Origin of the sequence: Sedimentitalea nanhaiensis DSM 24252 (assembly GCF_000473225.1) — a bacterium.
Classification (GTDB): domain Bacteria; phylum Pseudomonadota; class Alphaproteobacteria; order Rhodobacterales; family Rhodobacteraceae; genus Sedimentitalea; species Sedimentitalea nanhaiensis.
Genome location: NZ_KI421509.1, coordinates 163,918 through 187,633 on the forward strand (window position 1 = coordinate 163,918; position 23,716 = coordinate 187,633).

The 23,716-nt window shown below is 63.7% G+C and carries 23 protein-coding genes; 11 read left to right on the forward strand and 12 right to left on the reverse strand.

All coding sequences use genetic code 11. From position 1 onward, the window contains the following. Positions 1-140: 140 nt before the first annotated feature. The 5 genes from NANH_RS0102360 to glmM all read left to right on the forward strand — a co-directional run bounded on the left by NANH_RS0102360 (position 141) and on the right by glmM (position 7,412). Positions 141-2,741 carry a putative PEP-binding protein gene (locus NANH_RS0102360; protein ID WP_081710400.1) on the forward strand — a complete coding sequence of 867 codons (2,601 nt, stop codon included), beginning with the start codon at positions 141-143 and terminating at the stop codon, positions 2,739-2,741. A 179-nt stretch (positions 2,742-2,920) separates the two neighbouring features. Then, on the forward strand, positions 2,921-3,580 hold the full coding sequence (locus NANH_RS0102365) for a cell wall hydrolase (RefSeq protein ID WP_027260601.1): 660 nt from the start codon (positions 2,921-2,923) through the stop codon (positions 3,578-3,580). Between the two features lie 559 nt (positions 3,581-4,139). Next, complete coding sequence (locus tag NANH_RS0102375) at positions 4,140-5,060, forward strand: dihydroneopterin aldolase (RefSeq protein ID WP_027260603.1); 921 nt, start codon at positions 4,140-4,142, stop codon at positions 5,058-5,060. Then, a complete protein-coding gene (folP, locus tag NANH_RS0102380) occupies positions 5,057-6,055 on the forward strand; it encodes a dihydropteroate synthase (RefSeq protein ID WP_027260604.1) in 999 nt (332 codons plus the stop codon). The genes NANH_RS0102375 and folP overlap by 4 nt, the downstream gene beginning before the upstream one ends. Before the next feature lie 10 nt (positions 6,056-6,065). After that, positions 6,066-7,412, forward strand: a complete 1,347-nt coding sequence (gene glmM, locus NANH_RS0102385; protein ID WP_027260605.1) for a phosphoglucosamine mutase — start codon at positions 6,066-6,068, stop codon at positions 7,410-7,412. A gap of 18 nt (positions 7,413-7,430) precedes the next feature. Here the strand turns inward: glmM and NANH_RS0102390 are convergent, their stop codons facing one another. Together NANH_RS0102390 and ilvC are read right to left on the reverse strand one after the other, a co-directional pair. Next, positions 7,431-8,345 (reverse strand): DMT family transporter, encoded by a 915-nt coding sequence (locus NANH_RS0102390; RefSeq protein WP_036049284.1) that lies wholly within the window; start codon positions 8,343-8,345, stop codon positions 7,431-7,433. A gap of 221 nt (positions 8,346-8,566) precedes the next feature. Next, complete coding sequence (gene ilvC, locus NANH_RS0102395; RefSeq protein WP_027260607.1) at positions 8,567-9,589, reverse strand: ketol-acid reductoisomerase; 1,023 nt, start codon at positions 9,587-9,589, stop codon at positions 8,567-8,569. A 133-nt stretch (positions 9,590-9,722) separates the two neighbouring features. On the opposite strand from ilvC, the gene NANH_RS0102400 reads away from it, so the two are divergent. From NANH_RS0102400 to NANH_RS0102410, 3 genes are all read left to right on the forward strand, one after another. Further along, the gene (locus NANH_RS0102400; protein WP_027260608.1) at positions 9,723-10,178 is read left to right on the forward strand and encodes an Lrp/AsnC family transcriptional regulator; all 456 of its coding nucleotides are present in this window, start codon (positions 9,723-9,725) and stop codon (positions 10,176-10,178) included. Next, the gene (locus NANH_RS0102405; RefSeq protein ID WP_027260609.1) at positions 10,175-10,633 is read left to right on the forward strand and encodes an Lrp/AsnC family transcriptional regulator; all 459 of its coding nucleotides are present in this window, start codon (positions 10,175-10,177) and stop codon (positions 10,631-10,633) included. The genes NANH_RS0102400 and NANH_RS0102405 overlap by 4 nt, the downstream gene beginning before the upstream one ends. 125 nt (positions 10,634-10,758) lie before the next feature. Then, complete coding sequence (locus tag NANH_RS0102410) at positions 10,759-11,886, forward strand: aminotransferase class V-fold PLP-dependent enzyme (RefSeq protein ID WP_027260610.1); 1,128 nt, start codon at positions 10,759-10,761, stop codon at positions 11,884-11,886. Positions 11,887-11,964: 78 nt separating this feature from the next. Here the strand turns inward: NANH_RS0102410 and NANH_RS0102415 are convergent, their stop codons facing one another. From NANH_RS0102415 to NANH_RS0102425, 3 genes are all read right to left on the reverse strand, one after another. Continuing rightward, positions 11,965-13,161, reverse strand: coding sequence for a UbiH/UbiF family hydroxylase (locus NANH_RS0102415; RefSeq protein ID WP_027260611.1), 1,197 nt, complete (start codon positions 13,159-13,161; stop codon positions 11,965-11,967). A gap of 69 nt (positions 13,162-13,230) precedes the next feature. Beyond that, positions 13,231-13,479 (reverse strand): hypothetical protein, encoded by a 249-nt coding sequence (locus NANH_RS0102420; RefSeq protein WP_027260612.1) that lies wholly within the window; start codon positions 13,477-13,479, stop codon positions 13,231-13,233. A gap of 88 nt (positions 13,480-13,567) precedes the next feature. Then, positions 13,568-14,212, reverse strand: a complete 645-nt coding sequence (locus tag NANH_RS0102425; RefSeq protein ID WP_027260613.1) for a pyrimidine 5'-nucleotidase — start codon at positions 14,210-14,212, stop codon at positions 13,568-13,570. Between the two features lie 102 nt (positions 14,213-14,314). Between NANH_RS0102425 and NANH_RS0102430 the strand changes: the two genes are divergently transcribed. Further along, entirely contained in the window at positions 14,315-14,968 is a 654-nt protein-coding gene (locus NANH_RS0102430) for a GntR family transcriptional regulator (RefSeq protein ID WP_027260614.1), read from the forward strand. A gap of 21 nt (positions 14,969-14,989) precedes the next feature. On the opposite strand, the gene NANH_RS0102435 is transcribed toward NANH_RS0102430, so the two are convergent. Together NANH_RS0102435 and carA are read right to left on the reverse strand one after the other, a co-directional pair. Beyond that, a complete protein-coding gene (locus tag NANH_RS0102435; RefSeq protein ID WP_027260615.1) occupies positions 14,990-16,882 on the reverse strand; it encodes a glycosyltransferase in 1,893 nt (630 codons plus the stop codon). Positions 16,883-16,990: 108 nt separating this feature from the next. Further along, positions 16,991-18,154, reverse strand: coding sequence for a glutamine-hydrolyzing carbamoyl-phosphate synthase small subunit (gene carA, locus NANH_RS0102440; protein WP_027260616.1), 1,164 nt, complete (start codon positions 18,152-18,154; stop codon positions 16,991-16,993). Positions 18,155-18,338: 184 nt separating this feature from the next. Here carA and NANH_RS0102445 point away from each other — a divergent pair, with 184 nt between their 5' ends. Beyond that, the gene (locus NANH_RS0102445) at positions 18,339-18,803 is read left to right on the forward strand and encodes a GatB/YqeY domain-containing protein (RefSeq protein WP_027260617.1); all 465 of its coding nucleotides are present in this window, start codon (positions 18,339-18,341) and stop codon (positions 18,801-18,803) included. Positions 18,804-18,813: 10 nt separating this feature from the next. On the opposite strand, the gene NANH_RS0102450 is transcribed toward NANH_RS0102445, so the two are convergent. From NANH_RS0102450 to ctaD, 4 genes are all read right to left on the reverse strand, one after another. Continuing rightward, entirely contained in the window at positions 18,814-19,308 is a 495-nt protein-coding gene (locus NANH_RS0102450) for a DUF2244 domain-containing protein (RefSeq protein ID WP_027260618.1), read from the reverse strand. Between the two features lie 18 nt (positions 19,309-19,326). Beyond that, positions 19,327-20,121 (reverse strand): SGNH/GDSL hydrolase family protein, encoded by a 795-nt coding sequence (locus NANH_RS25200; protein ID WP_074920527.1) that lies wholly within the window; start codon positions 20,119-20,121, stop codon positions 19,327-19,329. 25 nt (positions 20,122-20,146) lie between these two features. Beyond that, entirely contained in the window at positions 20,147-20,869 is a 723-nt protein-coding gene (locus tag NANH_RS0102460) for a SpoIIAA family protein (RefSeq protein ID WP_027260619.1), read from the reverse strand. 171 nt (positions 20,870-21,040) lie between these two features. Then, the gene (gene ctaD, locus NANH_RS0102465) at positions 21,041-22,714 is read right to left on the reverse strand and encodes a cytochrome c oxidase subunit I (RefSeq protein WP_027260620.1); all 1,674 of its coding nucleotides are present in this window, start codon (positions 22,712-22,714) and stop codon (positions 21,041-21,043) included. A 231-nt stretch (positions 22,715-22,945) separates the two neighbouring features. Here ctaD and NANH_RS0102470 point away from each other — a divergent pair, with 231 nt between their 5' ends. After that, complete coding sequence (locus NANH_RS0102470; protein ID WP_027260621.1) at positions 22,946-23,380, forward strand: HIT family protein; 435 nt, start codon at positions 22,946-22,948, stop codon at positions 23,378-23,380. A gap of 91 nt (positions 23,381-23,471) precedes the next feature. Here NANH_RS0102470 and NANH_RS28310 read toward each other — a convergent pair whose 3' ends face one another. Then, a complete protein-coding gene (locus NANH_RS28310) occupies positions 23,472-23,630 on the reverse strand; it encodes a hypothetical protein (RefSeq protein ID WP_154665555.1) in 159 nt (52 codons plus the stop codon). Positions 23,631-23,716: the final 86 nt, after the last annotated feature.

The window sequence follows — 23,716 nt, forward strand, 5'->3', positions numbered from 1 at the left end:
GAATTGTCCGGTGGACAGTTTCGCCTGCGACCGGGTCTAGCCCCGGCAAACGCGCCGTTCGGGCGCGGCGCCCCTTGTTTTCTGCGCCGGTGCCTCTTGCCAACTGCAAGCTTTTCCTTGCGTCGGTGCGGCTTGCGCCTATGCTGCAACGGCAGAAGACCGAGCGCCGCAGTGCAGCAACCGAACGCGGAAACCCAGTGCAGAACAATCCGAACACCACGCTGATCACCCCGACCGCCCCGCTGGCGGCCAATACCCATGGCGGACGTGCCAAATGCCTGCAGCGTCTGGTGCGGCTGGACATGCCGGTGCCGCGCACCGTGGCGCTGTCGTTTGAGGCGGTGCATCGCATTGCCGAGGGCGAGTTGCCGGATATCGCCGCGATTCTGGGCGAATTCCCGCCCGAGACGCTGTTGTGCGTGCGTCCGTCGTCGGAAGATCCGGACTGGGGCGGGCCGGGGGCGGTTCTGAACATCGGGATGAATGACGCACGCCACCGCGAAGTCTGTGCGTCGCTGGGCGCGGCGGCAGCAGCGGCGCTGTATCTGCGGTTTGTGCAGGCCTATGCGATCCATGTCGCCCGGTTGGACCCGGACCTGTTCGATGAGGTGTCCGAGGACCCCGCCGAGGGGCTGGCTGAAACGTTGCAGGCCTATGAGGCAGAGACCGACGAACCTTTTCCGCAGGACCCGAAAGAACAGTTGGCCGGCGTGCTGCGGTCGATGGCCCGGGCGTGGGAGGGCACGTCGGCGCGGTTGCTGCGTCAGGCCAAGGGCGCGCCGACAGATGCCGGGCTGGGGTTGGTGGTGCAGGAAATGATTCCGGGGCTGGGGCAGGGCGAATGCGGTTCGGGGGTGTTGCAGCTGGTGAATTCGGCCACCGGTCAGCCACAGGTGACCGGGCGCTATCTGAGCCAGAGCCAGGGCCGCGATGCGCTGGGGGCCGGGGCGGCGGCGCTGTATCTGGCCAGGGACGCGCGCGGCCCGTCGCTGGAAGAAGCCGCGCCCGAGGCGTTTGCCGCGCTCAAGGCCCATGCGGCGCTGATGCGCCAAAAGCTGCGGGCGGAGATGCAGGTCGAATTTGTGATCGAAAGCGGCCATGTGCATATTCTGGACGGGGTGCGGGTGGCGCGCAGCAGCCGCGCGGCGGTGCGGATCGCGGTGCAGCTGGCGCGCGACGGGATCATCACGCCGCAGGAGGCGGTGATGCGGGTGGATCCGCATGCGCTGACCGAGCTGTTGCACCGGCAGGTGGCCCCGGATGCCCGGCGCGATGTGCTGGCGCGCGGCATTGCCGCCAGCCCGGGGGCGGCCAGCGGGCGGATCGTGTTCACCTCGGCCGAGGCGCAGGCAGCGGCATCGCGGCGCGAGGCCTGTATTCTGGTGCGGCGCGAAACCTCGCCCGAGGATATTCGCGGCATGCATGCCGCCGCCGGTGTTCTGACCGAGCGCGGCGGCATCACCAGCCACGCGGCGGTGATCGGGCGCGGCTTGGGGTTGCCCTGTATCGTTGGGGCGTCGACGCTGAAGTTCAACAAGGGCAAGAAAACCCTGACAGCGCCGGACGGACGGGTGTTTCGCGATGGCGACATCATCACCATCGACGGCAGTTCGGGGCAGGTTCTGGTGGGCCAGCCGGACATGCTCGAGGCGACGCTGGATGACGCGTTTCAAGAGTTGATGGGCTGGGCCGACGACGCCCGCGACATCGGCATCCGTGCCAATGCCGACAGCCCTGCGGACGCCCAGACGGCGGCCAATTTCGACGCTCAGGGAATCGGACTGTGCCGCACCGAGCATATGTTCTTTGATCCCGGCCGCATGACGGTGATGCGCGAGATGATCTTTGCCCAGAGCCCGTCGGGGCGCGCGGCGGCGCTGGAACGGTTGCTGCCGATGCAGCGCGAGGATTTCACCCAGCTGTTTCGCATCATGCAGGGCAAGCCGGTCTGCATCCGCCTGTTCGATCCGCCATTGCACGAATTCCTGCCCGCCACCCGCACCGGTCAGCGCGAACTGGCCGAGGCGCTGGATCTGCCGGTCAGCGACGTGGTGCGCCGGATCGAGGCGATGGAGGAATATAACCCGATGCTGGGGCTGCGCGGTGTGCGGTTGGGCGTGACGGTGCCCGAGATTTACGACATGCAGGCGCGGGCGATTTTCGAGGCGACGCTGGCGGCCAGCAAGGATGGTGCGCCAGTGGTGCCCGAGATCATGATCCCGTTGGTGTCGGCCCGCCGCGAGGTCGAACTGGTCAAGGCGCGCATCGATGCGGTGGCCGCCGCCGTACAGGCCGAGCAGAAGCGCAGGTTTGATTTTCGTCTGGGGGTGATGGTGGAAACCCCGCGCGCCTGTCTGCGCGCCGCCGAGTTCGCGCCCATGACGTCGTTCATGAGTTTTGGCACCAACGATCTGACCCAGATGACCTATGGCCTGTCGCGCGACGATGCGGGGCGGTTCATGTCGGACTATGTGAATCAGGGCGTGTTTCCCGAAGACCCGTTTCATGTACTGGACACCGACGGGGTGGGCGAGCTGCTGAAGCTCGGGGCGGAGCGCGGTCGCGCCAGCAATCCGGGAATCACCCTGTCGATCTGTGGCGAACATGGCGGAAATCCCGAATCGATTGCCTTTTGCCGTTCGGTCGGGTTCGACTATGTATCCTGTTCGCCGTTCAGGGTTCCGGTGGCGCGACTAGCTGCCGCACAATTGGCGATCGGGCACAAGATATGCGATAGCTAGGCCGAGAAAATCAATATCTGGTAAGCTTCCAGCACAGGCAAGTCTGGAAATTGTGTCCTCTATCGGCCAAAATTCGCTTGCAATTTTCCACAAACTGGACCTTCGGAAAAATCTTGGGTATGCGCTGCCTTGCGCTGGTCTTGGGAGGGCACAGCGCGGACTGTTTTTTGGGGGATATTATGAACCGACTATTGACCGCTGCCACGGTCTGTTGGGCTTTGGCGTTGCCGGTGGGCCTGTTTTCATCCAGTGCCCATGCCGAAACCGACCGTACCGATTTGATTGAAGTCACACCTGTTTCTACAGCCAAAAAAGGTCTGGGTCCGTATCTCAAGTCCTTGCTGACCGCAACACAACCTAAGGGAGAAGTCAAGCCGCTTGTCGCCAGCTATTCCAAAAGCTGGCTCGACGCCCAGCCGCCTGCGGCGGGGGGCGAACAGTGGCGTTGCCTGTCCGAAGCGCTGTATTTCGAAGCCCGCGGCGAAACCGTAAAGGGGCAGTTCGCCGTCGCCGAGGTGATCCTGAACCGGGTCAAGAGCGAACGGTATCCGGATACGCTGTGCGGGGTGATCAAACAGGGCACCGGACGCAAGTATCAGTGCCAGTTTACCTATACCTGCGATGGCCGCAAAGAGGTTATCGCCGAGCGCAAAGCCTTTGAGCGGGTTTCGAAAGTCGCCCGTGCGGTGATCGATGGAACCAAGGCGGACCTGACCGCAGGTGCCACCCATTACCACACCACATCGGTGCGCCCGTCCTGGGCCCGGGTCTATAAACAGACCGCGCGGATCGGGGTGCATGTCTTTTACCGCCATACCTATCGCACGGCCAGCAACTGAGGCATTTGTGCCTGCTGGTTGCCCCGTCGGGACGGGGTTTTATCCCGGAACGGGGCATGGCAAAGAAAACCGTTTGTAATGGCACCAGACGTGCCGCGACGGAAATGTGATATCGCGTCGTCCCGCCACGGGGCAGGGAAGCGCCCACACTGACGGGGCCGGGAGACTCCCCGCTGGTGAGACGATGCGCGCGCTGGCCGCCACTGCCGTGCCCCTGGGGGTGCCATGTGTCGCAGGCCGGATCGGGGTCAGCCGTTGCATTCCAGGGAGGGTGTGCAGCGGCTGACCTCACTCGTTCGCGCATTTGCAATCGGGCGGAACTCAGCGATAAGGCGAACGCCGCGAGAGACCGCAGATCTGGAGCGATATGCATTCCCCTTTCTTATGCACCATATCCGCATCGGTACCGCAGGGGGGGCTGCGCCGGGCGGGTTCACGGGTTTGGGCAACCGGGCGCGAATCCTCGGCAAGCTGACCTTCGCGGGTTTCGTCCGTCACGCGCGGCTGATATGATGGCGGCCAGCCCGTCTTGTCCCTGACCTCTCCGAAAGCCGACCGCATGAGCTCTGAAGTCCGCCTTGCCTTTGCGCATCCCTCTGAACGTGCCGCAGCGACGGCCCAGCCCGGACCGCTGGACCGGATCTCGTTGCGCGACCATATCGCCGAGATCGAGATCGGGGCCTTTCAGGCCGAGCGCGGCACCACCCAGCGGATCTGTTTCAACGTGGTGGTCGAGGTGCAGCCGCTGACCGGGCCGGTCGATGACGATGTCGACCGCATCCTGTCCTATGACCGGGTGACCGAGGCCATCGCGCATGAGCTGGCCGAAGAACGCCTGAACCTGCTGGAAACCCTGGCCGAACGCATCGCCGAGCGTATCCTGCTGGAGCCGCAGGCGATGCGGGTGTTCGTGCGGATCGAAAAGCTGGATCGCGGCCCCGGTGCGCTGGGGGTCGAGATCGTGCGCGGGCGCGATCAGGTCACGCCGTCGACGCATGAATCCGACCGCCCGCACCCGCGGCTGATGTACCTGTCCAGTTCGGCCATTGCCTCGGACAATCTGACCGGATGGATCGACCAGATGGCGGCGCGCGACCGCCCGCTGGTGCTGTGTGTCGGGGCGCATGACCTGGCGGTGCCGCGCACCGGGCACAAGATGACCCAGCGGCGGATCGACCTGTTGGCCATCGAGCAGAACGCCTGGAGACTGGCGGCGCGGGATCTGCGCTGCAAGGTGGTGGCGACACGCACGGAACTGGATTGGGCCATGAAGAACGGCCAGATCTGTGTCTGGGCCCCGTCCAAGATCGTGCTGGATTCGGTAGATGGCCCTTCGGCGGCGCCATCGGACGCGGTGGCCCTGGCGGCCTGGTTCGCGGCAACGTTTGAGGCGGACGAGATGATGGTGATCGGAGCCGCCTTGCCCGACGATGCCGACGTGCCACTGTGCGCGGTGCCGGTGGAGCAGTCCATCCTGTGAGCGTCTATGCGCGCCCGCTGGTGCAGCACGGGGCCGTTCGCCCCGAAGGCGCGGCGTTTCTGGCGGGTGGCCCGCTGTGGTTCACCCATGTGGAACTGCTGGATCGCGATGCACCGCCGCGTATTGTGGGGGCCGATGATCTGCCTGCGGCGGTGGCGGCCCGCCTGGTCACGCCACGCGCGCCGATTGCCGGGCTAGACATGGCCGCGCCGCAGATCATGGGCATTCTGAACGTCACCCCGGACAGCTTTTCCGATGGCGGCGTGCATTTTGACCCCGAGATTGCCCGCCGCGCGGCGTTGGAGATGGTCGGGCAGGGGGCGGCGATGATCGATGTGGGCGGCGAATCGACCCGCCCCGGCGCGCAAGCGGTGCCCGAAGAGACAGAGATCGCGCGTACCGCGCCGGTGATCCGGGCGATCGGAAACGCCAGTGCGGTGCCAATCTCGATCGACACCCGCAAGGCCGCAGTGGCCCGGTCGGCGCTGGATGCGGGGGCGGTGCTGGTCAACGATGTCTCGGGGTTGACCCATGATGCGATGCTTGCCCCGCTGTGTTCGGCGCGTCAGGTGCCGGTCTGTGTGATGCATGCGCAGGGCGATCCGGCGACGATGCAGCAGGATCCGCGCTATGACGACGTGCTGCTGGATGTCTATGACTTTCTCGACCGGCAGGTTACTGCGCTGGTCGGCCACGGAATTGTGCGGGCGCGCATCGTGGTCGATCCGGGCATCGGTTTTGGCAAGACACAGGCCCACAATTTGACACTTTTGCGCAATATCAGCCTGTTCCATGGCTTGGGATGTCCGATTCTGTTGGGGGTGTCGCGCAAGCGGTTCATCGGGACCATCGGCGAGGCTCCGCAGGCGGACGGCCGTGTGCCGGGCTCGATTGCTGTGGGGCTTGCCGGGCTGGCGCAGGGCGTGCAGATCCTGCGGGTGCATGATGTGGCCGAGACGGCGCAGGCGGTTCGTTTGTGGATGGCGACAAGGTAAGGGGCGTGTAATGAGAAAACTGTTTGGAACCGACGGGGTGCGCGGCACCGCCAACACCCATCCGATGACCGCCGATATGGCGTTGCGTATCGGGTCTGCGGTGGGGCGCTATTTCCGGCGCGAGGCCGGTGGGGTGCATCGCGTGGTGATCGGCAAGGATACGCGCCTGTCGGGGTATATGTTCGAAAACGCCCTGACTGCCGGGCTGACCAGCACCGGCATGAACGTTTTGCTGCTGGGTCCGGTGCCGACGCCGGCCGTGGGGCTGATGACCCGTTCGATGCGGGCCGATCTGGGGGTGATGATTTCCGCCAGTCACAACCCGGCGGAGGATAATGGCATCAAGTTTTTCGGTCCCGATGGCTATAAGCTGTCGGATCAGGCCGAGGTCGAGATCGAGGCGCTGATCGATGCGGGGGTCGAGCCGAGCGCGGCGGACAATATCGGTCGCGCCAAGCGGATCGACGATGCAAGGTTCCGATATGGCGAGCGGGTCAAGTCGTCATTGCCGCGGGATTTGCGGCTGGACGGGCTGAAGGTGGTAATCGATTGCGCCAATGGGGCAGCCTATCGCGCCGCGCCCGAAATCCTGTGGGAGCTCGGAGCCGAGGTGATCCCGGTTGGGGTGGCGCCGGATGGCTTTAACATCAACCGCAACTGCGGCTCGACCCAGCCCCGCGCGGCGGCGGAAACGGTGATTGCGCATGGGGCGGATGTGGGTATCTGCCTGGACGGCGATGCCGACCGGGTGATCATGATCGACGAGACCGGCACCGTGGCGGACGGCGATCAGCTGATGGCGTTGTTGGCGACCCGCTGGGCGGCGGATGGGCAGTTGAGCGGCGGTGCGCTGGTGGCGACGGTGATGTCAAACCTGGGGCTGGAACGGCACCTGTCCGACCACGGTTTGCGGCTGGAACGCACCGGAGTCGGGGATCGCTATGTGGTCGAGCGCATGCGCGAGGGCGGGTTCAACCTGGGCGGTGAGCAATCGGGCCATATCGTGATGAGCGACTATGCCACCACCGGCGACGGGTTGATGGCAGGGCTGCATTTCCTGTCCGAGATGGTGCGTGGCGGCCAACCGGCCAGCGCGCTGGCCCGGCAATTCAGCCCGGTGCCGCAACTGCTGAAGAACGTGCGCTATGGCGAGGGGGCGCAGCCGCTGGATTTGCCCGCCGTGCAGAGCGCGATTGCGAGAGCGGAAGGCGCGCTGATCGGCAAGGGGCGGTTGCTGATCCGGCGCTCCGGCACCGAGCCGCTGATCCGGGTGATGGCCGAATGCGAGGACGCGGCACTGTTGGAGCGCACCGTGGACAGCGTGGTGGATGCGGTTTCGGAGGCGGTTTCGTCCTGAGATCCGGTGGCGCGCGGCTTAGCGCGAGAACAGCCGCCGCAGCGCGCCATACTGGCTGAGCGCCACCCCGGACAGGATCAGTGCCAGCGCCCCCAGCAGGGCAGCGGGAAGCGGTTCGCCCAGCAGGACCGCGCCCAGCACCACCGACCAGACCGGCACCATGTAGTTGACCAGCGACATGAACACCGGCCCCGCCGTGCGCACCACCGTGACGCGCAGAAGATTCGCCGCCGCGGTGGGCACCAGCCCCAGAAAAGCCAGCACCCACAGGGTTTTGGCGTCTGTGGCCGGGGGCGGGCCTTCGATTGCCCAGGCCAGTGGGATCACTACAATCGCCCCCAGAAGCAACAGAACGGCGGACAAGCCCACCGGGTCCACCGGAGGCAGGCGGCGCATCAAAACCGAACTGACCGCATAACAGGCAGAGGCGGTGACACAGGCCATGCGCCCCGGCAGTTCCAGCGCCAGTCCGGTCGTTTCAAAAGCCTGACCGCCGATCAGGATGACCACGCCGACAAAACCGATCATGAACCCGGCGGCCCGGCGCGGAGTGATTCGTTCGCCCGGCACGAGAAAATGTGCCAGGGGCAGCACGATCAGCGCGGAACTGGCCATCGATACGCCGGTGAACCCGGCGGTGACGAATTGCTGCCCCCACGAGATCAGCATGAACGGCAGGGCCGAGCTGAGCACGCCGACCGCAATCAGGTTGATCCGGTGTGCCGTTGTGGGGGGGCGGGTGAACAGCGCGCCGCCGCGCAATTGCCAGACCAACGTGGTCAGCAGGGCACCGAACCCGATGCGCGCGGCGGCCAGCCAGAACGGTGTGATCCCGCGCAGAGCGATTTCGATCACCAGGAACGTGCCGCCCCAGACAAAGCCCAGGACGGCGACCATGATCCAGCTTTTACGCGATATTTCAGGGCTTTGCATGTCATGTCCGGAGTTTTGAAATACAGGACCCCGGCGCGGTCTTGCGATCGGCGCCGGGGTCGGAGCAGGCCCGCTTTATGGCGGGATTGGGGCGCGATCTTGCGCACCGGGCCGTGGCTCATGGCATTTCGACTTGAACCTGGATCACCCATCGCTGTCTGAAATCCGAGATTTCAACGCGATAGGTGATACCGGATGTCTTGGTTCAAAGCCGGAATGCCTTAGTTCTTGGCCTTGTCGACCATCTTGCCGGCGGAAATCCACGGCATCATGCCGCGCAGGGTCTCGCCGACCTTTTCGATCTGGTGCTCGTCGTTCAGGCGGCGGGTGCCTTTGAAGAACGGCTGTCCAACCTGGTTTTCGCCCATGAAGTCGCGCACGAACTTGCCGGTCTGGATGTCGGTCAGAACCGCTTTCATCCGCGCCTTGGTCTCGTCATAGGGCAGAATGCGCGGGCCGCTGACATATTCGCCGTATTCGGCGGTGTTGCTGATCGAATAGTTCATGTTGGCGATGCCGCCTTCATAGATCAGATCGACGATCAGTTTCACTTCGTGCAGGCATTCGAAATAGGCCATTTCCGGCGCGTAACCGGCTTCGACCAGGGTTTCAAAGCCCATGCGGATCAGTTCGACCAGACCGCCGCACAGCACCGCCTGTTCGCCGAACAGATCGGTTTCGCATTCCTCGCGGAAGTTGGTTTCGATGATGCCCGAGCGGCCGCCACCGATGGCCGAGCAATAGGACAGGCCCAGCTCCAGCGCCTTGCCCGAGGCGTCGTTGTGGACCGCGACCAGGCAGGGCACGCCGCCGCCTTTGGTATATTCGCCGCGCACGGTGTGGCCGGGGCCCTTGGGGGCCATCATGATGACATCGACGCCCGGCTTGGGCTCGATCAGGCCGAAATGCACGTTCAGACCGTGGGCGAATGCGATGGCCGCACCTTCGCGGATGTTGTCATGCACGTATTTCTTGTAGGTCTCGGCTTGCAGTTCATCGGGCATGGTGAACATGATCAGGTCGGCCCAGGCAGCGGCCTCGGCGATGCCCATGACCTGCAGGCCTTCGCCTTCGGCCTTGGCGGCACTGGCGCTGCCCTCGCGCAGGGCGACGACCAGAGTCTTGGCGCCGGAATCCCGCAGGTTCAGCGCATGGGCATGGCCCTGGCTGCCATAGCCCAGAATGGCGACTTTCTTGTCCTTGATCAGGTTGATGTCGCAGTCACGATCATAATAGACGCGCATGATGGCGTTCCTTTCCGTTGTGTTCTGCGCCGGGTGTACCCGAGCGGCGCGGGGGATGTGAGAGGGAAAAGCTGGATTTATTGATTTGATTTCGGTAAATTCATTCGTCATATTCAGAATATGCGAAATAATCATGCTTGACGATACCGACCGCCGCCTGCTGCGCCTGTTGCAGTCCGATCCGACGCTCACGGCGGCCGATCTGGCCGAGCGCACGGCCCTGAGCGCGGCGCGTTGCAGTCGGCGGCTGGACCGGATGCAGGCGGCGGGCGTGATCCTGGGGGTCGAGGCGGTGATCGACTGGGCGGTGCTTGGGTATGCCGTCGAGGTGTCTCTGCGCGTGACTTTGGACAAGACCCAGCCGCGCGCCTTTGAAGCCTTTATCGAGGCCGCCCGCGAGGTGCCTGAGGTGCTTGAGATCCAGACCTTTCTGGGGCGTGTGGACGTGCGCCTGTCGGTGATCGCGCGGGACATGACGCAGTATCAGCAGATCTATCGCACCCGCATTCTGACCCTGCCGCATATCGCCGATATCGAGGCGCTGATGCAGATCAGCCGGATCAAGAGCGATGAGATGTTGCCGATATGATCGAGTTGGACGATTTCGACCGCGAGCTGCTCCGGGCGCTGGCACGTGACGCGAGCCAGAGTGCGGGCGCGCTGGGGCGCCGGTTCGGCCTGTCGCAACCTGCCACCTGGCGGCGGATCCGGCGGCTGGAACAGGCCGGTGTGATCCGGGGGCGGCGGCTGCGGCTGAATGCCGAGGCGCTGGGGTTCGGGGTGACCGTGTTTCTGGGGGTCAAGCTGGCGCGCAAGGGACGGGTCAGTCTGGAGGATTTCGAACGCGCAGTCAGTGCCATTCCCGAGGTGCAGACCGTCGAGCATGTGCTGGGTCTGTATGATTACCGCCTGCGGGTGGTGGCCCGCGATCTGGCCGATTTTGAACGGGTGCTGCGCCGTCGTATCATGGCGTTGCCGGGGGCGGGCGATCTTGAGGCCAATGTGCTGCTGTCCGAAGAGCGCCGGCCCGGCCCGATCGGTTAGCATCGGCGCCAGGGGTTTCCCAAGGACGACAGACGCCGATATGCCACAGCGATTTTGGGTGAATCAGGTTTTGCAAATCCGGTGCCCGGCGGGATATGCAGGGCCAACTCATATAGGAGATCGCCATGACTGCGCTGCTTGATACCGTAGACCCGGAAGGTCTGGAAGAATTCTCGGTGGTTTTCACCGACCGCTCTCTGAACCACATGTCGCAGCAGTTCCAACAGGTGATGCGCGATATTTCCGATCTGCTGAAACAGGTCTATAACGCCAATGCTGTCGCGGTGATCCCCGGCGGCGGCACCTATGGCATGGAGGCCGTGGCCCGCCAGTTTGCGCGCGACGCCCGCGTGCTGGTGGTGCGCAACGGCTGGTTCTCGTATCGCTGGAGCCAGATCATCGAGACCGGCGGGCTGACCGCCGAAACCAAGGTGATGAAGGCGCGTCAGACCGGCAACACCAGCCCCGCGCCCTTTGCCCCCGCTCCGATTGACGAGGTGGTGGCCGAGATCCGCGACAGCCGCCCGGATGTTGTGTTTGCGCCGCATGTGGAAACCGCCGCCGGGGTGATCCTGCCCGACGATTACATCACCGCGATGGCCGCGGCAGCGCATGAGGTTGGCGCGCTGATGGTGCTGGATTGCATCGCTTCGGGCTGTGTCTGGGTCGATATGGCCGCCACCGGGGTCGATGTGCTGATCAGCGCCCCGCAAAAGGGATGGAGCGCTGCGCCCTGCGCCGGTCTGGTTATGCTGTCGACCCGCGCCGAGGCCCGGCTTGAGGACACCATATCGGACAGTTTTGCCATCGATCTGAAAAAGTGGCGTCAGATCATGGCCGCCTACGAGGGCGGCGGGCATGCCTATCACGCCACCTTGCCGACGGACGCGCTGCGCGACTTCCGCGACACGATGCTGGAAACCCGCGACTATGGGTTTGACCGGTTGCGTACCGCGCAATGGGCGCTGGGGGATGGGGTGCGCACGATGCTGGCCGACAAGGGCGTCGTTTCCGTCGCCGCCGAAGGGTTTGGCGCGCCGGGCGTGGTGGTCAGCTACACGGACGATCCGGCGATCCAGAATGGCAGCAAATTCGCCGCCCAGGGCATACAGATTGCCGCCGGTGTGCCGCTGCAATGCGACGAACCCGAAGATTTCCGCACCTTCCGGTTGGGGTTGTTCGGGCTGGACAAGCTCTATGATGTGGATGCGACGATCGCCCGCCTCAAGCGGGTTCTCGATCAGGTGCTTTAAACCGCGTTTTCCTCTTGCCGGAAATACTCCGGGGTCTGGGGCAGCGCCCCAGTCCCATCGGCAAAGCCGGGCACGGCGCTAGCGGACGCCCAATCCCATCTGCATCAGCGTGCGGCGCACGGGAGCGAGGGCATAAACCGCGTTCAGCCCCAACGCGCGGGCATCGCGCAGCGGGCGCGCCGATGCCATCGAGGCCCGGTTCAATAGATCGATACCCTGCACCCGCAGTTTCACATCGCTGATCCGGCCTTTGTGATAGGCGTCCAGCATCGCGCTGTCGCCCAGCCCCTCGGGGCGGGCTTGTGCCAGATCCACCAGCAGGCGCAGATCGGCCAGCGACATGTTCAACCCCTGCGCTCCGATGGGCGGCACAACATGGGCGGCTTCGGCCATCAGCGCCAGCCGCTCGCCGGCCATCCGCGCGGCCTGCTGGCTGATGATCGGCCAGATCGTGCGTCGCGATACAAGGGTCAGGGGGCCGAACAACTGGCATGAACGCGCGCTCATTGCCGCTTCGAACTCGGCCTCTGGAAGCGCCATCAGTTCGACCGCCCGCGGCCCATGCTCCATCCAGACCACGGCGGAACTGGGTTTTCCATCGTGATCGGGCAGGGGCACCAGGGTAAAGGGACCGCCGCTGCGGTGGATCTCGGTCGAGACATTTTCATGCGGCGTCGGGTGGGTGACTGCAAAGGCCAGCGCTTTTTGCCCATAGCGGGTGGTGTGTACATCGATCCCTGCGGCCTGGCGCATGGGCGAGCCGCGCCCGTCCGCCGCAATCACCAGTCGCGCGTGCACCCGGCTGCCATCGCTCAGCCCGACGCGGGCTTCTGTTTCGCGGGTAAACAGGTTTTTGGTGCCGGTGCCGGGGCGGAAATCGACATTGGGCAGGGCCGCCAGCCGCGCAGCCATTTCACGCCGCAACAGCCAGTTCGGCAGGTTCCAGCCAAAGGGTTGATCGGACAGATCGGCCGCATTGAATTCCCGCACCACGCGGGGCGTTGCAACATCGCCCCCGGCATCGACGATGCGCATGATCTGCAAAGCCGCGGCATGCGGTTCCAGACGTTCCCACAGCCCGCAGCCCTGCAGCAGCGCACGGGCCGGTTGCAGTATCGCAGTGGTGCGCAGGTCCGCCCCATCGGCGTCGCGCTCGGTGATCGGAGGCGTTGGATCGACGCAGATCACGTCGAACCCCGCGCCCCCGAATGCCGCCGCAGCACTGAGCCCGGCGGGGCCGCCGCCCGAAATCAGGATGTCACAGGTTTCGCTCATGTGTGCCCTCCGCTGCGCGCCAACCTAGGGGGCAATGGATCGGATTGCCAAGCGACATCCTGTCCGCTGTCAGCCCCTGGTGATCAGCAGCAATGTGAGAAACACAACCGGCACCAGAGCCAGTGCCGGCAGGTAAAGCCCGGGCAGGCCAAAGATCAGGGCCAGCGACATCCAGAGACAGACAAAGCCGCCCAGGGCGTACCAGATGTTGTCCTTGTCGCCATACATCAGATCGCGGGCAACCCAGCCGATGACCGGAATACGAAAGAAAAGCCGCTGCCAGAACGGGGCGCGGCGCGATGGGTCTGCGAGGCTCATGGCCTGTTCTCCTGTTCAGCGCGTTCGTGAGGCTGAAATAGGCATTTTACGCTTGGCCGCTAGGTGCAGATTGTCGCAATGACGCATTTCAGATAACGGTTTTCAGGAATGCCGTCAGATCGTCGGTATGATGATGGACATGGTTTGCCAAATGCGCCTTGGGGGCGACATGCACCGTGCGCATGCCCATCTCGTGGGGGGCGGCCAGGTTGCGGTGATCGTCCTCGAACATCGCCGCCAGGGTGGGTTCGGTGCCGTCGCGGGAAAATACCGTCTCAAAGGCAGCGCGCTCGGGTTTGGGCAAAAAACCGGCATGTTCGACACCGTAAACCGCATCGAACAGACCGCTCAGCCCGCGCGCGGCCAGGACCCGTTCGGCATAGGGCGCGGTGCCATTGGTATAGACGATGCGCCGCCCTGGCAGGTCGCCGATATGGGCGCGCAGGGCCGCGTCCTGTTCCAGGTGGTCCATCGAGATGTCATGCACTTGGGTCAGATAGGGCGCCGGGTCGACGTCGTGTTCACGCATCAGCCCGGCCAGAGTGGTGCCGTAAAGCTGCCAATAATGTTTGCGCAGCCGGTCCGCTTCCGGGCGGTTCACGCCCAATGCGTCCATGACGTATTGTGTCATCCGCTGCTCGATCTGATCGAACAGGCGGGCCTGGGGGGGATACAGGGTGTTGTCCAGATCGAACACCCAGGTGGTGACATGCGAAAAGGCGTCTTTGACCATGTCCCACCTCTAGGCTAGCGGTGGGGGCAAATCAACGGCGGGGTTGATCGTCGGGCGGCGGCCCCTGTAGACAAGGGCAATCGGAAAACGGGAGGAGGCCGGATGTCGCAGACCAAACAGCCACAAACAGACGCCTACAACCTGATTCTGGAAGCCATCGATATAGGGGTTTTCAAGCCCGGCGACCGTCTGGTGGAAAGCGATCTGGCCGACCGGTTCGGGGTGTCGCGGACGCCGATCCGCGAGGCGTTGCAACGGCTTGAAACCCAGTCCCTGCTGGAGCGGGACGGGCGGTCGCTGATCGTGGCGTCGCTGGATCACAACCAGATGGCCGAGCTGTATGTCGTGCGCCGCGAACTGGAAGGGTTGGCCGCACGACTGGCCGCGCGCCATGCCAATGACGAAGAGGTGTCGGTGCTGCGCGCGATGGTCTCGGCGGACAATGCGCTGGTCAACGATCCGGCGGCGCTGTCGCGGGCCAACCGGCGGTTTCACAAGCAGATTCATCTGGCCTCGCACAACCGGTATCTGGTGCAGCAGCTGGATCTGGTGCACCGCACGATGGCGCTGATGGCGACCACGTCGCTGGCCGCACAGGGCCGGGGCGAGATCGCGCAGGGTGAACATGACGGGATCGTCAAGGCCATTGAAGCCCGCGACGAGCCGGGGGCTGAAAAGGCGCTCAAGGATCACATCTCGGTCGCGTTCATGACCCGCCTGCAACAGGATGCGAGCGCGCGGGAGCGGTCGGGGTAGGACCCCGTATGAAGCCGCGACTCAGGTGGCGGGCAATTCGGATTCTGCATGCCCGTGTTGGGTCTTGTCCCAATAGTAGGGTGCCATCACCAGCTCGTACAACGCCTTGTAAGCGGCCAGCGCGGCCAGCGGGAAATAGAACATCATCGTCGGAACCCAGCGCATCAGGAACCGCCGCTCGGGCGACGACACCGCCACCAGGCCGATGGTAATCACCATCAGTTCGGCCAGCACAAAAAGCGCTGACATGGCGTAGATGGCGCCGCTGGGCACCAGAGTCTGTACGGGGTGGTCCTGTCCCATCAGAATCAGCCAGAAGGACCACAAGACCGGTGCCAGCAGGAACTGGCTGAGGGTGCCGACAAAAAACGCCTGCAGGCTGAGAAACCGCCACAGGCCCAGATCGGCCAGCAATTGCCGCGGGTTGCGCATATGGACGAGGTAGGTGACCATGAACCCCTTGAGCCAGCGCGAGCGCTGCTTGACCCAGGCCCAGGGGCGGCAATTGGCCTCTTCGTAGGTGACCGTGTCGATCAGCTCGGTGCGATATCCGGCGCGGCAAAGCCGCACCCCAAGATCGGCATCTTCGGTGACGTTGTGGGCATCCCAGCCGCCCAGTTCTTCCAGCTTGTCGCGCCGGAAAAACAGCGTCGTGCCCCCCAGGGGCACAACCAGCCCCATACGGGCGATACCGGGCAGCACGACCCGGAACCAGCTGGCGTATTCGATGGTGAAACAGCGCGCCAGCCAGTTGGTGCGCGGGTTGTAATAGTCGAGAATGCCCTGCAGGCAGACCACCTCGGGCGGGGCTTGGGCAAAGCGGCTGACGACATGTTCGATCTGGTCCATCACCGGTGCGTCCTCGGCATCCCAGACGCCGATAATTTCGCCGCGGCAGAAGTCCAGCGCATAATTCATGGCCCGTGGTTTGGTGGTCAGCCCGGTATGGGCGGGCACCCGGATGACACGCATCCAGGCGGGCAAATGGGTCTGCTCCAGTGTGGCGTGGGTGATTTCGTCGTGTTCTTCGAGCACCAGAATCACGTCCAGAAGCGCCTTGGGATAGGTCAGTTTCGCCAAGCGGCGGATCAATGCGCCGGCGATCTCTTTTTCATGAAACAGCGGCACCAGAACCGAAACCTTGGGCCGCCGGATCGGGGCCGTGACAGGGTCGCCGCCCGCGGTAGGTGCGGTCAGGTGTCGATGCCCCACCAGATGCACGGTGGCGGCGGTCAGTTTCAGCGCCGCGAACATCGCCAGCGTGGAGATCGCCACCAGACTCAGCACGCCCAGCGTCATGACCGGTGCCAGAATCAACAGCGTCAGCAGGGCGAAGAGCATCATTGGAAGTATCAGCCGGTTGCCGGATTGCCAGGTGCGGCAGCTGAAACGGGCCGGCACGCGGCATTCCGCCGCCTCTGCCATTGGGGCGGCAAAGTGATCGGCGATGGCCGCCTCGATCTGGGAGTCGGTCGCCAGTACCGGAACCACATGGGAAAACGTGTCTGACAAAGCCTTGCGGGCACATTCGAATTGATCGGGATGATCGGTGGCGATCAGTACCGCCTGCCCCTGCCTTTTCCAGGGAATGACCCGGTGGTGCAGCCAGAATGCAAACGGCATCTGTCCGCAAAGGCCGGGATCCGGGCGCTGGCGGGTCAGATCCGCCTGCGCGATACCGTGCTGTTGGGCGAGAGCGGCCTGAATTTCCGCGCGGCTGGCCCAGCCTTCGCAGACCAGTATCTCGCCGATCGGTGCCCTCAGCGTCAGCTGCAGCCGCAAGGAGCGGATCAGCTGGCCGGGCGTGATGACACCGTTTTGGACCAGATAGCGGCCCAGCGGTTGGCGCGGCGCATCCAGCGGCAGGGTGGGGGCGGGGCCGTTGGCCAGCAACCGCAGATTCTGAGGGCTCATTCGAGCGGTCCAACACGCTAAGACAAATTCAGGCCTTAGCGTGGGGGAACAGGGTTAACGGTCCGTAAACAAGAGAAAATTTTCCAGATGCCCGGATGTGCAGGCCGTTCAGGCGGGTACGCGCGCCGCCATGGCTGCCGCGAAGCGCTGAAACAGATAGAAACTGTCCTGCGGACCGGGGCTGGCTTCGGGGTGATGCTGTACGGAATAGACCGGCCGGTCCGCCATGCGGATGCCGCAGTTTGAGCCGTCAAACAGCGAGCGGTGAGTTTCGACGACTCCCTCGGGCAGGCTTTGGGCGTCGACGGCAAATCCGTGATTCATCGAGGTGATTTCGACCTTGCCGGTTTCCAGATCCTTGACCGGGTGATTGGCACCGTGGTGGCCGTGGTTCATCTTGATGGTCTTCGCCCCCAGGGCCAGCGCCAGCATCTGATGACCCAGACAGATGCCAAAGACCGGAATGTCGGTGGTGTCCAGAATTTCGCGGATCATCGGAACCGCGTATTTGCCGGTTGCGGCCGGATCGCCCGGACCGTTGGACAGAAACACGCCGTCCGGCCGATGCGCCAGAACCTCGGCGGCGGTGGCGGTGGCGGGCAGAACGGTCACGTCACAGCCGGCGCTGGCCAGACAGCGCAGGATGTTGCGTTTGGCCCCGTAATCCAGCGCCACGACCTTGTGTTTTGGGTCATTCTGGCGGGTATATCCCTCGGGCCAGGCCCACCGCATCTCGTCCCAACGATAGGATTGCGCACAGGTCACCTCGCGGGCGAGGTCCATGCCTTCGAGCCCGGCAAATCCGCGCGCCGCTGCGACCAGCGCCGCCAGATCGAAATTGCCGTCCGGATCATGCGCCAGGGCCACATGCGGCGCGCCCTGCTGGCGGATCGCGCGGGTCAGGCGGCGGGTGTCGATGCCGCCGATGGCGATGCGTCCGCGCCGCGCAAGCCAGTCGCGCAGATCCTCGGTCGAACGCCAGTTGCTGGGGGTTGTCGGATCCCATTTCACCACCATGCCAGAGGCCACCGGATCGGCGGTTTCGTCATCGTCTCCGTTGACGCCGACATTGCCGATATGGGGAAAGGTAAAGGTCACGATCTGTCCCGCATATGACGGGTCTGTCATGATCTCCTGGTAGCCGGTCATCGCGGTATTGAAGCACAGCTCGGCAGTGGTTTGTCCGGTGGTGCCAAAGCCGGTGCCGTAAAAAACTGAACCATCCGCCAGGGCCAGGCAGGCCGTGGGCTTGGAGGGGGCCGAATGGGCCATGGCGCGACTCCTCTTGGGCTGAACTGATGGATACCTAAGGGGCCTGTCGGGTGTGGTCAAGGCTGGGCAGGAATCTCGACATTGTTTGTTTTCAATGGGTTGAATGGAGAACAGCATGGTTGTGCCGCTCATTTTCCTTAGATAGAGTCGGGGTTTCTTAATCCATGGGGATGGAACAGAAGATATGGACATGCGTTCTCGGGTGAATACGGCCCTGAAACAGGCGATGCGTGACAAGGCAACGACCCGCCTGTCGACCCTGCGGCTGATCTGTGCCGCCATCAAGGATCAGGAAATCGCGGCGCGCGGCGAAGGCAAAGAGGGCGGAGTCGGCGATGCCGAAGTGCTGGCGATCCTCAGCAAGATGGCCAAGCAGCGTCAGGAAAGCGCGCGTGCCTATGAAGAGGGCGGGCGGCTGGATCTGGCAGAGCGCGAATTGCAGGAAATTGCGATCATCGAGGAATTTCTGCCCAAACAGCTGGACCCCGATCAGGTTGCCGCCGCCGTGCGTAAGGCGGTCGAGTCGACCGGTGCGGAATCGATCCGCGACATGGGCAAGGTGATGGCCGAACTCAAGGGCCGCTACACCGGCCAGATGGATTTCGGCAAGGTCGGCCCGCTGGTCAAGGAGCGTCTCTGCGCCGGGTAACGCCTGGCGGCTATCGCGGTAGAGGCCGCAGGTCGCGCTGCAATTCCTGGTACAGGGCGATGCGTTCTTCCTCGGACAGAAAGGCACCGATTTCGACTTCGCGCCCGCCGCCGCGCAGGGTGACATAATGTGGCACCGGACCCTCCTTTCGGTGCATCTGCGCGGTTGCCCAATAGCGGTTGCAGGTCCATTCTTGGGTCGCGCCGTTTGGATTGTGGCGCACCAGATGGGCGCGTTCGCGGGTCAGGGTCAGAATTTCTAGGATCCGGGCGTTTCGGCGGCTGCGCGCCAGTGCGAACCAGATACCGCCCACTGCCAGCATCAGAAACGGCAGAAGTCCCCACAGCAATACGCTGCCCAATAGCGCGAGCAGGGGGATCAGGATCATCGCAAAGGTGGCCAGGATAAATCCGGCAAACCCCGTTGGCGGCAGCGACTGGTGTGGCCAGAGATGCAACTCGCGGGTCGGCGCGGTGGGGTCGGCTGTTGTCCAGCTATAGGGCATGGCGCTGCGCTTGCGGTATCATTCGGGGGCGTCGGGTGATTGGGCGGAGGCATCAGGTGATTGAAGGTGGGATCCGCCAACGGTATTTGTGCCCGCGCTGGGGGCAAAGTCCTGCCGAATGCGGGTTGCCACCAGCCGAGCCCAGTGGCGATAGACGCGCGCACCGGGGTGGAACCCGTCGTCGGCCATCAGCGCCGGATCCGGCGGCAGGTTCAGGCTGATGTGGGTGCAATCGGGTTGATCCGCCAGCAGGCGTTGCAGGTGCAGGTCCAACCCGCGGGCATGTCGGCCCAACACCCAGCGCAGCGGCTGTGGCAACAGCGGAAACTGACCCAGTGGCGGAACGGCGGTGACATAGATCTGCTGCGCGCCACAGTCCCGGCGCAGCAGGTCATACAGGGCCTGCTGTCGTCGCAACCAGCCACCCGGCGCGGCCAGGCGGGTGGTGTCATTGACGCCCAGGGCCAGCACCACCGCATCTGTACGCATGGGGCGGATGTCGCGCATCCGTGCGAGGGTCGACCGGGTGGTCTCGCCGGTGCGCGCCTCCAGACGCCAATGCAGGCGGAAATGCGGGTTCAGCGCGGCGGCCAACTGTCCGCTCAACGCATCCTGTTGGCGGGCCACGCCGACACCGGCAGCCGAAGAATCGCCGAGCACCAGCAGATGTAGATCCGGGCCGGTGCCGTCGATACCCGCGCGCGGGCCTTCGGCCTCGGGCAGAATAAGCGCTTTGCGGCGCACATGCAGCCCCTGTGCCGCCAAGAGCGGCAGCAGCACCGTTCGGGACAGGATGTCGACGGTTCGTGACATGGTGACCGGACTCCGGCGGGTGCGGTCAGGCGAGGTACTGCTTGGCCTCGTGGAACCGGCTTTCGTCGAAATACCGGGATTCGGCCGAGATGAACCGGCGCAGCACCTTTTGCGCCAGCTTTTGCCAACCCTCGTCACCGACAATTGCCACGCGGGTCGGGATGTGGTGGTGATCGCGGACCAGCTTGAAGTGATCCCCCAGCGCCGCAAGACCTTGCCAGCCATCGAATTCGCGCAGGTCCAGCAACAGCTTGAACGCCCCGTGTTCGCGCACATAGGCGTCCAGGCCGTCTTCGGCGCGCTCATAGGCTTCGGCGTCCAGCTTGCCCATCAGCTGGACATGCAGCACGCCGTTGTCCAGGGCGGTCACGTGAATGCTGCCCAGCGATTCCGTCAGCCAGCGGCGCGCTTCGTCCAGCTCGTCCAGATCAAAGGTTTCGACCGGGCCGGGCAGGGCAAAACCCATCACCTTGACCGCGTTCTCGATCCAGTCGGAACCGGTCACCACCGCGATCCGGTCGAACCCGGTCCAGTGACGCAGACCCAGGCGCATATCGGCCCAGGCGGCACCGGGTGTGAACCCGTCGAACCCGGGTCCGATGTGCACCAGCATCCGCAGCCGGTGATGCTCGGTCAGCGCCTGATCCAGAGCCGGGGCCAGGATGTCGTGATAGTCCGGCGCAGTGAGTTTGCCCGTCAAATGGATTTCCATGACGCCTTGGTCATTTACAGGGATGGCTTCGATCATGGGGCACTCTCCGGGTGCAATGCGGTCTGCCCCCGCGGCACGCGGTCCGGGCCGGTTCAGGGAACACCATGTCCGACCGTTGTTCAACCCCGCTGTCCGTGACCGAACCGCGCAGTAAAAAGGCCCCCGAGCGATGCTTGGGGGCCTTGATTGCAGATCTTTCGGTTTCGCTTAGTGGGCGTGCTTGTGATCCCACTCTTCCTGCTTGGGCAGGGTTTCGAACGTGTGTTCCGGCGGCGGGCAGGGCAGGGTCCATTCCAGCGTGTCGGCATACTCGTTCCAGGGGTTGTTCTCGGTCACGCGGGCACCGCGGGTGAGCGTGTACCAGACGATGCCGAAGAACAGCAGGAACGACGCAAAGGACAGGAACGCGCCCAGGCTCGACCAGTAGTTCCAGTAGGCAAAGGCCTCGGGATAGTCGATATAGCGCCGCGGCATGCCCTGACGGCCCAGGAAGTGCTGTGGGAAGAAGGTCAGGTTGGCCCCGATGAACATCATCCAGAAGTGCACCTTGGCCGCCATCTCGGGATACATCCGTCCGCTCATCTTGGGCAGGTAGAAATACATCCCCGCAAAGATCGCGAACACCGCTCCCAGGCTCATCACATAGTGGAAATGCGCCACCACGTAATAGGTGTCGTGATAATAGCGGTCCACGGCGGCCTGGCTCAGCACGATGCCGGTGACGCCACCGATGGTGAACAGGAACAGGAAGCCAAAGGCCCACAGCATCGGCGCGCGCAGTTCGATGGAACCGCCCCACATGGTGGCGATCCAGCTAAAGATCTTGACGCCCGTGGGGACTGCGATGACCATGGTGGCCAGCATGAAATAGGCCTGTTGGTTCAGCGTCATGCCGACCGTGTACATATGGTGCGCCCAGACCACAAAGCCCAACGCCCCGATGGCGATCAGCGCCCAGACCATCGGCAGGTAGCCGAAGATCGGCTTGCGGCTGAAGGTGGCGATGACATGGCTGATGATGCCGAAACCGGGCAGGATCACGATATACACTTCCGGATGGCCAAAGAACCAAAGGATGTGTTGATACAGGATCGGGTCGCCGCCGCCTGCGGGATCAAAGAAGGTGAACCCGAAGTTGCGGTCCATCAGCAACATGGTGATGGCACCGGCCAGAACCGGCAGCGACAGCAGGATCAGCCAGGCGGTGACAAAGATCGACCAGCTGAACAGCGGCACCTTGAACAGGGTCATGCCGGGGGCGCGCATGTTCAGGAAGGTGGTGATCATGTTGATCGCACCCAGGATCGAGCTGGCACCGGAAACGTGCACGGCAAAGATGGCGAAATCCATCGACATGCCGCCTTCGTTCACCGACAGTGGCGGGTACAGAACCCAACCCACGCCCGATCCGGCCTGATCGTTGCCCCCCGGTGCGAGCACCGAGCACACCGCCAGGGTGGTGCCGAAAACATACAGCCAGAAGGACAGGTTGTTCATCCGCGGGAACGCCATGTCGGGCGCGCCGATCTGCAGCGGCATGAAATAGTTGCCAAAGCCGCCGAACAGGGCCGGAATCACCACGAAGAACATCATCAGGATGCCGTGGCCGGTGATCAGCACGTTCCACAAATGACCGTTGGGCGTACAGTCCGCCGCCGAGTCGGCAATCAGCCGGGCGCCTTCCATACACATGTACTGCACCCCGGGCTCCATCAGCTCGAGTCGCATGTAGACGGTGAACCCGACCGAAATCAGTCCCGCAAATGCGGAAACGACCAGGTACAGAATCCCGATATCCTTATGGTTGGTGGACATGAACCAGCGCGTGAAGAAACTGCGCTCGTCCGTGTGCTCGTGACCATGAATGGCTGCGTCTGCCATTTGGCGCCTCCTGTTGAAAATGGCCGCGCACCGAGGTTACGGCACGCGTGTGCTCCTTTCAGGTTTTAGAATGGCAGTAAGGAGGCTTCAATGGCCGAGTTTGATCTGGATCAAGATAAATTGCCGCGCCCCCTTGCATTTGAGCCCGCCGCCGCCCGTTCTCGGGCTTGACGGGCGCTCTGGTGCGGCTCACAAACCGCAAAACGTTTCAGGCCGCAGAAAGGGTTTTTCATGAGCGAGGCTTCCGCTTCTTACGATCCAGACAACATTTTTGCCAAGATCCTGCGTGGCGAAATTCCATCGACCCGGGTCTATGAGGATGACGCGACGCTGGTCTTCATGGATATCATGCCGCGTGCGGACGGTCATTGCCTGGTGATTCCAAAAACGCCCTGCCGCAATATTCTGGATGCCAGTCCGGCCCAGCTGGCGGCGGTGATGGAGACGGTGCAAAAGGTCAGCCACGCGGTGATGCGGGCCTTTGGGGCCACCGGGGTGACAATCCAGCAATTCAACGAGGCGGACGGAGGGCAGGAAGTGTTTCACCTGCATTTTCACATCCTGCCGCGCCATTCCGATGTCCGTCTGCGCCCGCCAGGGAACATGGGCGACATGGAGCAGATCGCGGGTCATGCCGAACGGATTCGCGCCGCTCTGAGCATTTAGGCGCCGATCGTCTCGCCGGTCGTTTTCGCAACGCCAAACGGCGAGATGGGATATGCCATCCATGGAGATCCAGGTGCTGGAGACTGTGTTTTCAGCGACGGAAAAGGCCGAAATGATCAGGTGCGTGGCCGATGCAGTTGGCGGCGGCCGTATCGCCGGAAGCATGCCGCGCGGCGCAACCATGATCATGGTTGCCATCGCAAGCTGAAGAGATGCGATCGAAATCGGGCAGCAGGAACTTTTTGCTCATAGAACCGGATCGTCGGCACCTGATCCCGTGCGCCGTGCCATCTCGCCGATAGAAAACAACGCAATACCTCTTGAACCTCTAGCGAC

Excerpts from the sequence above, each read along its gene's own strand:
- NANH_RS0102360 (WP_081710400.1), top strand. The coding sequence starts at position 141 with ATGCTGCAACGGCAGAAGACCGAGCGCCGCAGTGCAGCAACCGAACGC.
- NANH_RS0102365 (WP_027260601.1), top strand. The coding sequence starts at position 2,921 with ATGAACCGACTATTGACCGCTGCCACGGTCTGTTGGGCTTTGGCGTTG.
- NANH_RS0102375 (WP_027260603.1), top strand. The coding sequence starts at position 4,140 with ATGAGCTCTGAAGTCCGCCTTGCCTTTGCGCATCCCTCTGAACGTGCC.
- glmM (WP_027260605.1), top strand. The coding sequence starts at position 6,066 with ATGAGAAAACTGTTTGGAACCGACGGGGTGCGCGGCACCGCCAACACC.
- NANH_RS0102390 (WP_036049284.1), bottom strand. The coding sequence starts at position 8,345 with ATGCAAAGCCCTGAAATATCGCGTAAAAGCTGGATCATGGTCGCCGTC.
- ilvC (WP_027260607.1), bottom strand. The coding sequence starts at position 9,589 with ATGCGCGTCTATTATGATCGTGACTGCGACATCAACCTGATCAAGGAC.
- NANH_RS0102400 (WP_027260608.1), top strand. The coding sequence starts at position 9,723 with ATGCTTGACGATACCGACCGCCGCCTGCTGCGCCTGTTGCAGTCCGAT.
- NANH_RS0102405 (WP_027260609.1), top strand. The coding sequence starts at position 10,175 with ATGATCGAGTTGGACGATTTCGACCGCGAGCTGCTCCGGGCGCTGGCA.
- NANH_RS0102410 (WP_027260610.1), top strand. The coding sequence starts at position 10,759 with ATGACTGCGCTGCTTGATACCGTAGACCCGGAAGGTCTGGAAGAATTC.
- NANH_RS0102415 (WP_027260611.1), bottom strand. The coding sequence starts at position 13,161 with ATGAGCGAAACCTGTGACATCCTGATTTCGGGCGGCGGCCCCGCCGGG.
- NANH_RS0102420 (WP_027260612.1), bottom strand. The coding sequence starts at position 13,479 with ATGAGCCTCGCAGACCCATCGCGCCGCGCCCCGTTCTGGCAGCGGCTT.
- NANH_RS0102425 (WP_027260613.1), bottom strand. The coding sequence starts at position 14,212 with ATGGTCAAAGACGCCTTTTCGCATGTCACCACCTGGGTGTTCGATCTG.
- NANH_RS0102430 (WP_027260614.1), top strand. The coding sequence starts at position 14,315 with ATGTCGCAGACCAAACAGCCACAAACAGACGCCTACAACCTGATTCTG.
- NANH_RS0102435 (WP_027260615.1), bottom strand. The coding sequence starts at position 16,882 with ATGAGCCCTCAGAATCTGCGGTTGCTGGCCAACGGCCCCGCCCCCACC.
- carA (WP_027260616.1), bottom strand. The coding sequence starts at position 18,154 with ATGGCCCATTCGGCCCCCTCCAAGCCCACGGCCTGCCTGGCCCTGGCG.
- NANH_RS0102445 (WP_027260617.1), top strand. The coding sequence starts at position 18,339 with ATGGACATGCGTTCTCGGGTGAATACGGCCCTGAAACAGGCGATGCGT.
- NANH_RS0102450 (WP_027260618.1), bottom strand. The coding sequence starts at position 19,308 with ATGCCCTATAGCTGGACAACAGCCGACCCCACCGCGCCGACCCGCGAG.
- NANH_RS25200 (WP_074920527.1), bottom strand. The coding sequence starts at position 20,121 with ATGTCACGAACCGTCGACATCCTGTCCCGAACGGTGCTGCTGCCGCTC.
- NANH_RS0102460 (WP_027260619.1), bottom strand. The coding sequence starts at position 20,869 with ATGATCGAAGCCATCCCTGTAAATGACCAAGGCGTCATGGAAATCCAT.
- ctaD (WP_027260620.1), bottom strand. The coding sequence starts at position 22,714 with ATGGCAGACGCAGCCATTCATGGTCACGAGCACACGGACGAGCGCAGT.
- NANH_RS0102470 (WP_027260621.1), top strand. The coding sequence starts at position 22,946 with ATGAGCGAGGCTTCCGCTTCTTACGATCCAGACAACATTTTTGCCAAG.
- NANH_RS28310 (WP_154665555.1), bottom strand. The coding sequence starts at position 23,630 with ATGAGCAAAAAGTTCCTGCTGCCCGATTTCGATCGCATCTCTTCAGCT.